This window comes from Pseudomonas sp. IT-P218 (genome assembly GCF_949767605.1).
GTDB lineage: Bacteria > Pseudomonadota > Gammaproteobacteria > Pseudomonadales > Pseudomonadaceae > Aquipseudomonas > Aquipseudomonas putida_AE.
In genome coordinates this window covers 55,936-68,880 of record NZ_CATKQQ010000055.1, presented here as the reverse complement: position 1 = coordinate 68,880, position 12,945 = coordinate 55,936, and the positions used below count along the sequence as shown (strand labels likewise).

Annotated in this window: 12 protein-coding genes; 1 reads left to right on the top strand and 11 read right to left on the bottom strand. The window is 62.7% G+C overall.

The window, feature by feature from the left end:
• Positions 1-395: 395 nt before the first annotated feature.
• Positions 396-3,641: a ribonuclease E gene (gene rne / locus ACM6I6_RS22980; protein WP_414920756.1), complete on the top strand. Its 3,246-nt coding sequence runs from the start codon at positions 396-398 to the stop codon at positions 3,639-3,641.
• A gap of 141 nt (positions 3,642-3,782) precedes the next feature.
• On the opposite strand, the gene ACM6I6_RS22975 is transcribed toward rne, so the two are convergent.
• From ACM6I6_RS22975 to ACM6I6_RS22925, 11 genes are all read right to left on the bottom strand, one after another.
• Complete coding sequence (locus ACM6I6_RS22975) at positions 3,783-4,376, bottom strand: nucleotidyltransferase family protein (protein WP_414920755.1); 594 nt, start codon at positions 4,374-4,376, stop codon at positions 3,783-3,785.
• Positions 4,373-5,356, bottom strand: a complete 984-nt coding sequence (locus tag ACM6I6_RS22970; RefSeq protein ID WP_414920754.1) for an XdhC family protein — start codon at positions 5,354-5,356, stop codon at positions 4,373-4,375. The genes ACM6I6_RS22975 and ACM6I6_RS22970 overlap by 4 nt, the downstream gene beginning before the upstream one ends.
• Positions 5,356-7,677 carry a molybdopterin cofactor-binding domain-containing protein gene (locus ACM6I6_RS22965; protein ID WP_414920753.1) on the bottom strand — a complete coding sequence of 774 codons (2,322 nt, stop codon included), beginning with the start codon at positions 7,675-7,677 and terminating at the stop codon, positions 5,356-5,358. Before ACM6I6_RS22965 ends, ACM6I6_RS22970 begins: the two co-directional genes overlap by 1 nt.
• Positions 7,674-8,144: a (2Fe-2S)-binding protein gene (locus tag ACM6I6_RS22960; RefSeq protein ID WP_414920752.1), complete on the bottom strand. Its 471-nt coding sequence runs from the start codon at positions 8,142-8,144 to the stop codon at positions 7,674-7,676. Before ACM6I6_RS22960 ends, ACM6I6_RS22965 begins: the two co-directional genes overlap by 4 nt.
• 241 nt (positions 8,145-8,385) lie before the next feature.
• Positions 8,386-9,405, bottom strand: a complete 1,020-nt coding sequence (gene murB / locus ACM6I6_RS22955) for a UDP-N-acetylmuramate dehydrogenase (protein ID WP_414920751.1) — start codon at positions 9,403-9,405, stop codon at positions 8,386-8,388.
• Positions 9,402-9,866, bottom strand: coding sequence for a low molecular weight protein-tyrosine-phosphatase (locus ACM6I6_RS22950; protein ID WP_274072949.1), 465 nt, complete (start codon positions 9,864-9,866; stop codon positions 9,402-9,404). The genes murB and ACM6I6_RS22950 overlap by 4 nt, the downstream gene beginning before the upstream one ends.
• The gene (gene kdsB, locus ACM6I6_RS22945) at positions 9,866-10,630 is read right to left on the bottom strand and encodes a 3-deoxy-manno-octulosonate cytidylyltransferase (RefSeq protein ID WP_274072948.1); all 765 of its coding nucleotides are present in this window, start codon (positions 10,628-10,630) and stop codon (positions 9,866-9,868) included. The genes ACM6I6_RS22950 and kdsB overlap by 1 nt, the downstream gene beginning before the upstream one ends.
• The gene (locus tag ACM6I6_RS22940) at positions 10,627-10,812 is read right to left on the bottom strand and encodes a Trm112 family protein (protein WP_003179363.1); all 186 of its coding nucleotides are present in this window, start codon (positions 10,810-10,812) and stop codon (positions 10,627-10,629) included. The genes kdsB and ACM6I6_RS22940 overlap by 4 nt, the downstream gene beginning before the upstream one ends.
• A 25-nt stretch (positions 10,813-10,837) precedes the next feature.
• The gene (gene lpxK, locus ACM6I6_RS22935) at positions 10,838-11,848 is read right to left on the bottom strand and encodes a tetraacyldisaccharide 4'-kinase (protein WP_323608673.1); all 1,011 of its coding nucleotides are present in this window, start codon (positions 11,846-11,848) and stop codon (positions 10,838-10,840) included.
• Positions 11,848-12,276, bottom strand: a complete 429-nt coding sequence (locus ACM6I6_RS22930; protein WP_046817688.1) for an ExbD/TolR family protein — start codon at positions 12,274-12,276, stop codon at positions 11,848-11,850. The genes lpxK and ACM6I6_RS22930 overlap by 1 nt, the downstream gene beginning before the upstream one ends.
• Positions 12,273-12,908: a MotA/TolQ/ExbB proton channel family protein gene (locus ACM6I6_RS22925; RefSeq protein ID WP_008066570.1), complete on the bottom strand. Its 636-nt coding sequence runs from the start codon at positions 12,906-12,908 to the stop codon at positions 12,273-12,275. The genes ACM6I6_RS22930 and ACM6I6_RS22925 overlap by 4 nt, the downstream gene beginning before the upstream one ends.
• Positions 12,909-12,945: the final 37 nt, after the last annotated feature.

Genomic DNA, 12,945 nt, shown 5'->3' with positions numbered 1-12,945 from the left:
AATGCTACGGAAACAACGCCTAAATTAGCCATGATGCGTGACCCTCCCCTTTCGGAGCTCACGGTAAATGCCAACCCGCTGCGGATTCTGCGCGCGGCAGCACCCGAATTATCAGGGATACGTGTAGGGTGGAGATGCACAACCGCTGGCCTGTGTAGCAATAGGCTTTATCAAGACGCTTCATCTCGTCCACAGCCGCCGGTTGATTCCTCCTCCTGACTGAGTGCTTAAGTAGCCACAGCAAGCAGGACGCGTACGTCGCGATGAAGGCCCACATTGGCCGGACTTCGCTGGACACGGGAATGGCCAACCACTCCCGACGCACCTGACACCGACCATGAGAAGTCGTGTGTGCCGAACGCCGTTTCCGGCAGCCCGGAAACCGACGGTACTACATGAAAAGAATGCTGATTAACGCAACTCAACCCGAAGAGTTGCGTGTTGCACTGGTAGATGGCCAACGCCTCTACGACCTGGACATCGAATCCGGTGCACGCGAGCAGAAGAAGGCCAACATCTATAAAGGCCGGATTACTCGCATCGAACCAAGCCTTGAGGCTGCCTTTGTCGATTTCGGCTCTGAGCGCCACGGCTTCCTGCCCCTCAAAGAAATCTCCCGCGAATACTTCAAGAAAGCCCCTGAAGGCCGCGTCAACATCAAGGACGTCCTGAGCGAAGGCCAGGAAGTCATCGTTCAGGTCGAAAAAGAAGAACGTGGCAACAAGGGCGCGGCCCTGACCACCTTCATCAGCCTGGCCGGTCGTTACCTGGTGCTGATGCCGAACAACCCGCGTGCCGGCGGTATCTCCCGTCGCATTGAAGGTGAAGAGCGCAACGAACTGCGTGAAGCGCTGAACGGCCTGGTTGCACCGGCCGACATGGGCCTGATCGTGCGCACTGCCGGCCTGGGCCGCAGCAGCGAAGAAATGCAGTGGGACCTCGACTACCTGCTGCAACTCTGGACCGCCATCAAAGAAGCTTCGCTGGATCGTTCCGCGCCTTTCCTGATCTACCAGGAAAGCAACGTGATCATCCGCGCGATCCGCGATTACCTGCGCCAGGACATCGGCGAAGTGCTGATCGACAGCGTTGAAGCCCAGGACGAAGCCCTGACCTTCATCCGCCAGGTGATGCCGCAGTACGCCAGCAAGATCAAGCTGTACGAAGACAGCGTTCCGCTGTTCAACCGCTTCCAGATCGAAAGCCAGATCGAAACCGCCTTCCAGCGCGTGGTCGAACTGCCTTCCGGTGGTTCCATCGTTATCGACCCGACCGAAGCCCTGGTGTCCATCGACATCAACTCGGCCCGCGCCACCAAAGGCAGCGATATCGAAGAAACCGCCCTGCAGACCAACCTTGAAGCCGCCGAAGAAATCGCCCGTCAGTTGCGCCTGCGCGACATCGGCGGCCTGATCGTCATCGACTTCATCGACATGACCCCGGCCAAGAACCAGCGCGCCGTGGAAGAAAAAGTCCGCGAATGCCTGGAAGCCGACCGCGCTCGCGTGCAAGTCGGTCGCATCTCGCGCTTCGGCCTGCTGGAAATGTCCCGTCAGCGCCTGCGTCCATCCCTGGGTGAAAGCAGCGGCATCGTTTGCCCGCGTTGCAACGGCACCGGCATCATCCGTGACGTTGAATCGCTGTCCCTGGCGATCCTGCGCCTGATCGAAGAAGAAGCCCTGAAAGACCGTACCGCCGAAGTTCGTGCACAAGTGCCGATTCCGGTGGCCGCGTTCCTGCTCAACGAAAAACGCAACTCGATCACCAAGATCGAACTGCGCACCCGTGCCCGCATCGTCATCCTGCCGAACGATCACCTCGAAACGCCGCACTTCGAAGTGCAGCGCCTGCGCGATGACAGCCCGGAAGCCGCGATCAACCAGTCCAGCTACGAAATCGCCGCTGCCGCTGCCGAAGTGGAAGAAGTGCAACCCGCTGCCGCGACCCGCACCCTGGTTCGCCAGGAAGCCGCGGTCAAGACAGCTCCAGCCCGCGCCAATGCTCCGGTTCCGACCGAAGTCGTCGCCGCTCCGGTTGCCGCACCTGTCGCCGTACCCGAGCCAAGCCTGTTCAAAGGCCTGGTGAAGTCGCTGGTCAGCCTGTTCGCCACCAAGGAAGAGCCTGTCGCTCCGGCCGTGGTCGAGAAACCGGCTGCCACCGAGCGTCCGGCCCGTAGCAACGAAGAGCGTCGCAACGGCCGCCAGCAGAGCCGCAACCGTAACGGTCGCCGCGATGAAGAGCGCAAGCCACGTGAAGAGCGCGCACCTCGTGAAGAGCGTGCACCACGCGAACCGCGCGAAGAGCGTCAGCCTCGCGAAGTCCGTGAGCCTCGCGAAACCCGCGAAGATACCCCGGCCGTAGCCCGCGAAGAACGCGCACCGCGTGCGCCACGTGAAGAACGTGCTCCCCGCGCCCCACGCGAAGATCGCAAGCCACGTGGCGAGCGTGAAGAGCGTGTGCGTGAACTGCGTGAGCCTCTGGACGCCGTCGCTCCAGCCGCTGCCGCTGCCGCTGCTACTCCGGCTGCTGCCACTGAAGAACGCCCGGCCCGCCCGCCACGGGAAGAACGCGCTCCACGCCCACCGCGTGAAGAACGTCAACCTCGTGCCGAACAAGCGCCAGCCGTTGTTGAAGAAGAGCTGACCGGCAACGAAGAGCAACTGCAGGAAGACGGTCAGGAGGGCGCCGAAGGCGACCGTCCACGCCGCCGCTCCCGTGGCCAGCGTCGTCGCAGCAACCGTCGCGAGCGTCAGCGTGATGCCAACGGCAACGTGATCGAGGGTTCGGATGAGTCCGAAGCCGGCGAAAGCAATGAAGCGCCAAGCACTGCTGACCTGGCCGCCGGCCTGGCGGTTACCGCCGCCGTTGCCAGCAGCGTGATCAGCGCTCCGGCCGAAGCACAGGCCAACGAGCAAGCCGAACGCGCCACTGCCGCCACCCTGGAATCGGCTCAGGTCGAAGCACCAGTCGTGGAAGCGACGACGCCGGTCGAAGTCACCGCCTCGCCGGAAATCGAAGTGGCAGCAGCGCCAGAAGCACAGCCAGTGGTTGAAGCTGCCGCTGAGCCAGCCGTAGCTGCAGAACCGGTTGTCGAGACCGTCACTGAAACCGTGACCGAAGCCGTTCGTGAAGTTCGCGAAGAGCAAACCGCGTTCAACTGGGTTGCCGAGCCAGCTGTAGTCGAAACGCCTGCTCCGGCACCAGCTGCTGAAGCCGAAGTGGCTGAACCGGTAGTCTCCGAGCCGGTTGTCGCGGCTGCCGAGCCTGCTCCAGTGGTTGAAGCGCCGGTTGTTGCCGAAGTTGCCGAAGTTGCCGCTCCAGTGGTCGAAACGCCCCCTGTCAGCGCCCTGACGCCAAGTGGCCGTGCGCCGAACGACCCACGTGAAGTGCGACGCCGCAAGCGTGAAGAAGAGCGTCTGCAGCGCGAAGCCGAATTGGCGGCCGCTGCTGCTCCGGTTGTCGCTGACGAGCCAGCGCCGGTTGCTGCCGAAGTGGTCGAGGCAGCTCCTGCCCCGGCTGCCGAAGTCGCTGCCGAGCAGGCTGAATCGGTAATCGCCGAAGCGCCTCGCTCCGTTCAGGAAGCGGTTGTGCAACACGAGCAAGCCCAGGAAAAAGAGCACGAGCCTAAACCTCTCGTCTGATTTCCTCGGCTAATGAAAAGCCCCGCCTGGTGATGCCAGGCGGGGCTTTTTTATGTTCCAGAAGATCAAAAGATCGCAGCCTTCGGCAGCTCCTACAGGATAGGCACCGTCTATGTAGGAGCTGCCGCAGGCTGCGATCTTTTAGGGCCCAAACGCCAACTTTTCGGGTACATCCACATCCCACAACACGCCGGGATCATCCACCGTCACTTCAACCACCCGCCCCTGGGCAAAAAGCGCCTTGGCGCCACGATCACCCGCCAATGCCATCAAACCCGGACCAAAGCTGCGCCCGAAGCCCACCGGATGCCCGTACTCACCCTCCTGCACCGGCACGCTGATGCAGTCATCGGCGATGTTCGCCACCACCTGTTCGATACTTGAAGGCAGGATGAACGGCATATCCCCCAGCACCATCAGCCAACCCTCAAGCTGCGCACACGCCGTCACCCCGGCCGCAATGCTGTCGCCCATACCGGTCGATTCGATCAGGACGATCTCACAACCATAGGCCTTGGCCATGCGGCTCACTTGCGGGCGATCCGCCGTGGTCACCAGCATGCGTTTTTCCAAGGTGGCAGGCAGATTGACCAGAACCTGTTCGATCACCGATCGAACCGTCCCATCACGCCCCGTGCAATCAGCCAGCAGCTTGTCCTTTTCGTCACCGGCGACCTGTCGAAAGCGACTGCCCTGCCCCGCCGCCAACACGATCACCCCGATGGATTCACTCATACACCCTCCCGCAGCGGTTTTTTCTGCTTGAGCTCGACGCCATTCTTGATTGCGACAATCTCGGCCATCAGCGACAAGGCGATTTCCGCCGGGCTGTGGCTGCCGATGTGCAAGCCGACCGGACCATGCAGCCGCTCGATGGCCTGTTGCGACAAGCCGAGCTGAGCCAGGTTGTCCCGGCGCCGCTGGCTGTTGATGCGCGAGCCCAGCGCGCCGACATAAAAGGCCCGGGAGTCCAGGGCCGTGAGCAGGGCCATATCATCCAGGCGGGGGTCGTGAGTCAGGGCGACGATGGCCGTGCGCTCGTCTGTCTGGATGTTCACCACCGCCTCATCGGGCATGCCCGAGACGAATCGACCGTGCTGTTCCTCCCAGCCGTAGACGAACTCGCTGCGCGGATCGCAAATCAATACGTCGAAATCCAGCAGCCGCGCCATCTCGGCGACATAGCGGGACAACTGCCCGGCGCCGATCAATAGCAAGCGCCAGCGCGGACCATAGATGGCCCGCAGGGTCTGGCCATCGAAAGCCAGCACATCGGTCTTGTCGGCCGGCTGCAAAATCACCTCTCCGGTGGCGATATCCAGCGAACGTGCGACGATTTCATGGGCTTGGCAGCGCGCCAGCAGCTCGGCGACCCACGCAGGATCGCCGACGCGCTCCTCGGTCAAGCGCAAGGTGCCGCCGCAGGGTAAACCGAACCGAGCCGCCTCCTCACGGCTCACCCCGTAGGTGATCAGTTGCACCGGCGGCCCGTCGGCCGTAATGCGACCGTCATGCAACCGTGCGATCAGGTCGTCCTCGACACAACCACCGGACACCGAGCCGATCACCACGCCGTCCTCACGCAGCGCCAGCATGGCGCCAGGCGCCCGGGGCGCGGTGCCCCAGGTCTGCACGACGCTGTACAGGATCACCCTCTGGCCGGCGCGGCGCCACGCCAGCACGCTGCGCAGGACATTCAGATCGGCACTGTCCATCACGCCTGGACCTTCTGCCAGCCCTGCAATTGATAACGGATCGGCAGGTCGCGGATACGCTTGCCGGTGGCGGCGAAGATCGCGTTGCACAGGGCCGGCGCAATCGGCGGTACACCCGGTTCGCCGACACCGCCCAACGGCACCTCGCCCGGCGGCGTGACCAGGTGCACCGCGACTTCCCTGGGCGCCAACGACATGCGCGCCACTTCGTACATGTGGAAGTTGTCCTGCTGGACCTTGCCGTCCTTGAAGCTGATTTCGCCCAGTACCGCGTTGCCCAGGCCCATGACACAGGCCCCCTCGAACTGCGCGCGAATCCGTTCGGGGTTGATCTGCGGACCGCAATCCACGGCGATGTCGGCCTTGTGCACGATCAAGGTGCCATCGTCCTTGACCTCGACTTCAATCACCGCCGCCACATAGGTCACAAAGCTGTAATGCACCGCCAGGCCCAGGCCCCGGCCTTTGGGCAACTCGCGGCCCCAGCCGGCGGCCTTGGCGGCGGTTTCCAGCACCGTGCGCAATCGCGCGGTGTCGATCGGATAACGCTCGGGCGATTCACCGTAGTTCCACTCTTCACTCAAGGTACGCGGATCGATCTGACGGTCCGGGCCGAGCAGCCTGACCTGGTACTTGAGCGGGTCCTCCCCGGCCTTGTGCGCCAGTTCATCGATGAAGCTCTGGATCGCAAAGCCGTGGGGGATGTTCGACACCGAGCGATACCAGCCCACCCGCGTATGCACGGTGGCCTCGGGGTTTTCCAGGCGAATGTTGGGAATCGCGTAGGCCATGTTGGTGAAGCCCATGCCCAATTCGAAGGCCGCCTCGTGGTTCATGCCCGGGGCGAACAACGCGGTGATACTCGGCGCCACCGTACGGTGCAGCCAGCCGGAAGGCAGCCCATCCTTGTTCAGGCTGGCCTTGAGGTATTCGGCCGATACCGTGTGAAAGTACGAATTGTGGATATCGTCTTCGCGGGTCCATTGCACCCGCACCGCTTTGCCGGGGAATTCCTTGGCCAGGATCGCCGCTTCGATGATGAAGTCGGGTTTGGATTTGCGCCCGAAGCCACCGCCCAGCAGCGTCACGTTGAACGTAACGTTATCGAAGGGCACGCCCAGGCGTTCACCGATCCGCTCGCGGGTGACCTGTGGCGCCTGGCTTGGCCCCCAGGCTTCGCACACTCCGTCCTTGTAGCGAGCGATGGCGACCATCGGCTCCATTGGCGATTGTGACAGGTGCGGCAAGTAGTAGGAGGCTTCCAGCGTGCTGTCGGCGCCGCTCATAGCCTCGTCGATATTGCCGGTGTTGCGCACCACTTTTCCGGGTTTGAGCGAGGCGGCCTCCAGCTCCTTGCGGTAGGCAATCGAGTCATAGCTGGCGTTGGGGCCATCGTCCCATTCGATCTTCAGCGCATCGCGCCCCTTGATCGCTGCCCAAGTGTTGCTGGCCACCACCGCGATGCCGCCCAGGGGTTGAAACTCCGAGGGCAAGGGACGGCTCTCGATCTTGATGACCTTGACCACCCCCGGCACTTTCATCGCCGCACTGCCATCGAAGCTTTTGACCTTGCCGCCGTACACCGCCGGCCGGGCAATGGTGGCGAACAGCATGCCATCGAAATGCACATCGGCGCCGTATACCGCGCGACCGTTGACGATGTCGTCGCCATCGATGGCCTTGGTGCCTTCCTTGCCGATATAGCGAAACTCCGACGGCTGCTTGAGTCGCAGGCTGTCCCGTGCCGGCACGGCCAGGGCGCTGGCAGCTGTGGCCAGGGCGCCATACTCCAGTTCACGCCCGGAAGGCTTGTGGATGACTTTATGCAGCTGGGCATGGCATTCGCCCACCGGCACTTTCCACTGGTCGGCGGCGGCCTGTTCGAGCATGGTCCGCGCGGCGGCACCGCAGCGGCGCATCGGCTCGTACCAGTGACGCATGCTGCGCGAACCATCGGTGTCCTGGTTGCCGAAGCGCACTTCATCGCCCGGCGCCTGCTGCACCTTGACCCGCGCCCAATCGGCTTCCAGTTCATCGGCCACCACCATGGTCAGGCTGGTCCGTACGCCCTGGCCCATTTCCGAACGGTTGCACACCACCGTCACCGTGCCATCAGTGCCGATGCTCACATAAACCTTGGGATCGTCGACCCAGCCGTGGGGCATGCCGTCGGCACCGAACTTTTTCTGCGCTTCTTCGGCAAATGCGTCCTGCCAGCCCCAGCTCGCGGCGACCACCAGTGCACTGGCGGCGCCCACACCCTTGAGAAAACCACGCCGACTGAGGTTGCTCAGGGCGAAATCATCGGGTAACCGGCTCATGCCTTGGCCTCCTTCAGGTGAGTGGATGCCTGGCGGATGGCGGTCGTGATGCGGTTGTAGGTGCCGCAGCGGCAGATGTTGCCGACCATTGCCTCTTCGATCTGTTCGTCGCTCGGGTTCGGGTTGGTCTTGAGCAGCGCGGTGGCGGACATGATCTGCCCGCCTTGGCAGTAACCGCATTGGGCCACGGCCGAATCGAGCCAGGCTTGCTGCACGACTTTGCCCACCGGGTCGGCATGCAGGTTGTCGATGGTGGTGACGTTCTGGCCGACGACCGAGCCGATCGGCGTGATGCAGCTGCGCGCCGGGGCACCTTCGATATGAATCGTGCAGGCGCCGCAAAGGCCCATGCCACAGCCGAATTTAGTGCCGTTGTAACCGGCCACGTCGCGGATCGCCCAGAGCAAGGGCATATCCTCGGTGACGTCGAGCGGATGGTCTTGACCGTTGAGTTTCAGGGTAATCATGGGCACGCCCGCATAGTGCTTGGGTTATGGGGTCGAGCAATCTGCCGATGGATCTTGGGTGGGTAACGCAGATCGACTCAGGCTAATGGGCTCTCTTGTGCGAACGGACACGTCTGCACCGGGCCTTTGGTGGAGCAAATGCTTGCATCGTCAGCAGACCAGGTTAAGCCTGCATTAACAAAAAAGCCCTGCACAACGTGAGTTGTACAGGGCTTTGGCAATCCGTCATGAAAGCTTAGCTTCAATAACGGTTGGGCTCCATTTCCAGGTCGACATGAAAACGCTCTGAGATGTCTTTCTGGATACGCTGTGCCAGGTCCAGCAGTTGCAGTCCCGTCGCGCTGCCGTAATTGACCAGCACCAGTGCCTGCATCTTGTGCACGCCGGCATCGGCCTCGCGGAAACCTTTCCACCCTGCCCGCTCGATCAGCCAGCCCGCCGCCAGCTTCATCTGCCCGTCGGGTTGCGCGTAGGCCACCAGGTCCGGGTATTCGCCCTTGAGCCGGGCGACCAGCGCCGCTGGCACCAGGGGATTCTTGAAAAAGCTGCCGGCATTGCCGAGCACCGCCGGGTCCGGGAGTTTCTCGTTGCGAATGCTGCAGATGGCCTGGCTGACGTCCGTGGCGGTCGGATGATCGATGCCCTGCTCGGTCAGGCGCTGACGCACCGGACCATATTCCAGGTGCAGCTGTGCAGCGCGATCGAGGATGAAACGCACGCGCAGGATCAACCAGCGCCCAGGTTCCTGCTTGAACACACTGTCGCGGTAAGCGAAGTTGCATTCTTGCAGGCTGAAGTCGCGCAACTCGCCACTCTGGCGATCAAGAGCGGTCAGGCCGGCGAACACATCCTTGATCTCCACGCCATAGGCGCCGATGTTCTGCATGGGCGCGGCGCCAACCGTGCCGGGAATCAGGCTGAGGTTTTCCAGGCCCGACAAGCCCTGCACCAGGGTGTGTTGCACGAACGGATGCCAGGGCTCGCCCGCCTCGGCCTCGATCACGACTTTGCTGCCATCGTCGCTGATCACGCGGATTCCGCGGCTGGCCATGCGCAGTACCAGTGATTCAACATCGGCCGTCAGCAGCAAGTTGCTGCCACCGCCGATCACCAGCAAGGGCACATGGTGCTCCCGTGCATAAGCCAGGGCCTCACGCACATCAGCGTCGCTGTGGGCCTCGGCAAACAGACGGGCCTGGACATCCACGCCAAAGCTGTTGAACGGCTTGAGTGAAACCCCTGATCGCACCTGCAAACTCATAACCGTTCCTTCAGTTCGATCACCAGCAGGTCACTGGCGCGCTCGATCAGGTCCAACACAATTTCAAACCCATGCTCACTGTCGTTGTACGGGTCCGGGACTTCATCGATCTCCGACGGGTAGCGACGCAGGAACAGGTCCAGCTCCGCCCTGCCCTTGGCCGGTTGCAGGTCCATGAGGTTGCGCAGGTTGCTGTTGTCCATCGCGAGGATCAGGTCGTACTCGGCGAAATCGGCGCGGGTGACCTGCTGGGCGCGCTGGGCGGACAAATCATAACCGCGCTTTTTCGCCGCCGCCTGGCTGCGTTTGTCCGGTGCACTGCCCACGTGCCAGTCGCCGGTACCGGCGGAGGCCACTTCGACTTGATCGGCCAGCCCCGCTTCGCGCAGTTTATGCCGCAGTACACCTTCGGCCGTGGGTGAACGGCAGATATTGCCCAGGCAGACAAACAGAACCCGCATCAGGCCTCCAGCAGGCGACGAACGCGCTCAAGGTCTTCAACGGTATCGACACCGGCCGGCGGCGCGACCAGCGCATCGGCGACGTGAATCCGCACCCCGTGCCACAAGGCACGCAGCTGTTCCAGGCATTCGGTGTTTTCCAGCCAGCACGGGCCCCAGCTAACGAAGTCATGCAGGAAACCGGCGCGGTAGGCATAGATGCCGATGTGGCGGCGATACGGCACACCTTCCGGCAACTGCTCGAGGCTCTTGGCGAAGGTGTCCCGGGCCCATGGCAAGGTCGCGCGACTGAAGGTCAGTGCCAGGCCATTGAGGTCGCTGACGACCTTGACCACGTTGGTATTGAACAGACTCTCGACGTCTTCGATCGGCTCGGCCAGGGTGGCCATGCGCGCTTCTGGGTGGGCCGCCAGGTTGACGGCCACCTGATCGATGACACTTGGCGGGATCAGCGGCTCGTCACCCTGGACGTTGACCACGATCGCGTCAGGCGCCAGGCCCAGCTTCGCTGCGACTTCGGCCAGGCGATCGGTGCCGGAGTTGTGATCCACGCGAGTCATCACCACTTGCGCACCGAACCCTTCGCAGGCCTGGGCGATGCGTACGTCGTCCGTGGCCACTACCACACGCTCGGCGCTGCTTTTGCACGCCTGTTCCCACACGTGCTGGATCATCGGCTTGCCGGCGATCAACAGCAGCGGTTTGCCCGGCAGACGGGTCGAGGCATAGCGCGCAGGAATAACAACGGTAAAGGCTGTAGTCATTTATCCAGACGCTCGTCGGTGGTCAGGGTGCGGGCTTCGCTTTCGAGCATGACCGGGATGCCGTCGCGAATCGGGTATGCAAGGCCAGCGCCCTTGCTGATCAGCTCGGTCTTGTCGGCGCTGAGCTTGAGCGGACCTTTGCAGACCGGGCAAGCGAGGATGTCGAGCAATTTGGTGTCCATGAACATTCCCTGGATAGAAACGGAGTTAAGGCAAAAGACGAGCCGGCAACAGGCGCATCAACTGTGTATCGAACCAGGCCGTGAAGGCTGGCGACGGCACAGCGTCGACCGCCAGGTACCACCAGTCGGCGGCGGCGAAGGCACGGCACTTCACCGCGTCCTTTTCGGTCATCACCAATGGCAATGGCGGATTGAAATTCAAGGCCTGCACGCTGTATTCGGCGTGGTCGGCGAACGCGTGCGGGATTGGCTGCCAGTGTAACGTCTCGAGGGTCTTGAAGAAACGCTGCGGGTTACCGATCCCGGCCACGGCATGCAGCGCCTGGCCCGCGGGAAAGTGATCGAGCGGGCGCCGTTCGCCGCTTTGCAGGTTGACCAGTGCGGTCGGTTGCAACTGGAAGGCAAAGCCGTCGCCGCTGTCAGCCGTGGCGCCGTTGTAGAGCACCGCGTCGACACTTTGCAGACGCTCGACCGGTTCACGCAATGGCCCGGCCGGCAGGCAACGGCGGTTGCCCAGGCCACGGGCGGCATCGATCAGCACCAGCTCCAGGTCCCGGGCCAGGCGGTAATGCTGCATGCCGTCATCGGACAGGATCAGGTCCAGCGGTTCACTGGCCAGCAAGGCTTTGACCGCCGCGCTGCGATCTGGATCGATCATCAAGGGCACGCCGGTACGCTGCACGATCAACAGCGGCTCATCGCCAGCGATCTCGGCCCCTTGATCCGCCTCGACCCGCCATGGCAATTGCGCAGGCTTAGCGCCGTAACCGCGGCTGACCACGCCGACCCGCAAGCCGCTGCGTTGACAGTGCTGGATCATCCACAGGATCAGCGGGGTCTTGCCGGTGCCGCCGACGGTGATGTTGCCCACCACGATCAGCGGTACCGGTGGCTGATAGATCTCACCCTCGCCCGCCAGAAAGCGCTGGCGCTTGTTGTTGACCACGCGCCGGTACAACCACTCCAGCGGCTGCAGCAGTTTAAGGGCCGGATGGCCTCGGTACCACGCGGCGAGCAGGCGATCGGACATGGCCATCAGGGCGCGGGCGGCGCCGCCTCGACTGTGGTCATGCGCAAATGGCTGAAGCCAAGCTTGCCGGCGGCGTCCATGGCGGTGATGACCGACTGATGCTGGGATTTTCCGTCGGCGCTGATGGACAGCGGCCGGCTGGTGTCGCCATTGGATTGTTTCTGCAGGGCATCCATCAGCGTCGCCAGGTCGCTTTTCGGCAATACCTGGTTGTTCACCGAAAACACTCCGTCGGCGCTGATCGCGATATCCAGCTGCCGGGTCTGGTCGTCGGAAGGCGCGCCGCTGACCGCTTCGGGCAGATCGACGCGCAACTGGGTTTCACGGGTGAAGGTCGTGGTCACGACAAAAAACAGCAGCAGGATAAACACCACGTCGATCAGCGACGCGAGGTTGATGTCCACATTCTCCCGTTGCTTGCGGCGGAATTTCACGCTTTGACCCCCGCCAGATCCACGTCACGATCACCCTGCACCACTTCGACCAGCTTGATCGCTTCCTGCTCCATGCCCACCACCAGCTCATCGATCCGGCGTTGCAGGAAACGGTGGAAGAATACCGACGGGATACCGACCATCAAGCCGGCAGCCGTGGTGATCAGCGCCTTGGAGATACCCCCGGCGAGCACTGCGGCGTTGGTGGTCATGCCCGTGCCCATGAACGCACTAAAAATGTCGATCATGCCCAGCACCGTACCCAAAAGCCCCAGCAACGGGGCCATGGCGGCGATGGTGCCGAGGGCATTGATGTAGCGTTCCAGCTCGTGGATGACCCGCGCGGCAGCCTCTTCGATACATTCCTTCATGATCTCGCGACCATGCCGGGAGTTGGCCAGGCCCGCGGCCAGGATTTCACCCAGGGGCGAATTGGCGCGCAGTTCCTTGAGCTTTTCCTTGTTCAGTTGCTTGTCCTTGATCCAGACCCAGACCTGCCCGAGCAAATGCTCCGGGGTCACGCGACTGGCTCGCAGGGTCCACAGACGTTCGGCAACGATCGCCATTGCCGCGATGGAACTCAGGATGATCGGCAGCATCATCCAGCCGCCGGATTTGACCAATTCCCACACAGTGACAGTCCCCTCGAAAAAGTGCGCCACTCTAACA

Excerpts from the sequence above, each read along its gene's own strand:
- rne (WP_414920756.1), top strand. The coding sequence starts at position 396 with ATGAAAAGAATGCTGATTAACGCAACTCAACCCGAAGAGTTGCGTGTT.
- ACM6I6_RS22965 (WP_414920753.1), bottom strand. The coding sequence starts at position 7,677 with ATGAGCCGGTTACCCGATGATTTCGCCCTGAGCAACCTCAGTCGGCGT.
- lpxK (WP_323608673.1), bottom strand. The coding sequence starts at position 11,848 with ATGGCCATGTCCGATCGCCTGCTCGCCGCGTGGTACCGAGGCCATCCG.
- ACM6I6_RS22970 (WP_414920754.1), bottom strand. The coding sequence starts at position 5,356 with ATGGACAGTGCCGATCTGAATGTCCTGCGCAGCGTGCTGGCGTGGCGC.
- ACM6I6_RS22950 (WP_274072949.1), bottom strand. The coding sequence starts at position 9,866 with ATGCGGGTTCTGTTTGTCTGCCTGGGCAATATCTGCCGTTCACCCACG.
- ACM6I6_RS22960 (WP_414920752.1), bottom strand. The coding sequence starts at position 8,144 with ATGATTACCCTGAAACTCAACGGTCAAGACCATCCGCTCGACGTCACC.
- murB (WP_414920751.1), bottom strand. The coding sequence starts at position 9,405 with ATGAGTTTGCAGGTGCGATCAGGGGTTTCACTCAAGCCGTTCAACAGC.
- ACM6I6_RS22975 (WP_414920755.1), bottom strand. The coding sequence starts at position 4,376 with ATGAGTGAATCCATCGGGGTGATCGTGTTGGCGGCGGGGCAGGGCAGT.
- kdsB (WP_274072948.1), bottom strand. The coding sequence starts at position 10,630 with ATGACTACAGCCTTTACCGTTGTTATTCCTGCGCGCTATGCCTCGACC.
- ACM6I6_RS22940 (WP_003179363.1), bottom strand. The coding sequence starts at position 10,812 with ATGGACACCAAATTGCTCGACATCCTCGCTTGCCCGGTCTGCAAAGGT.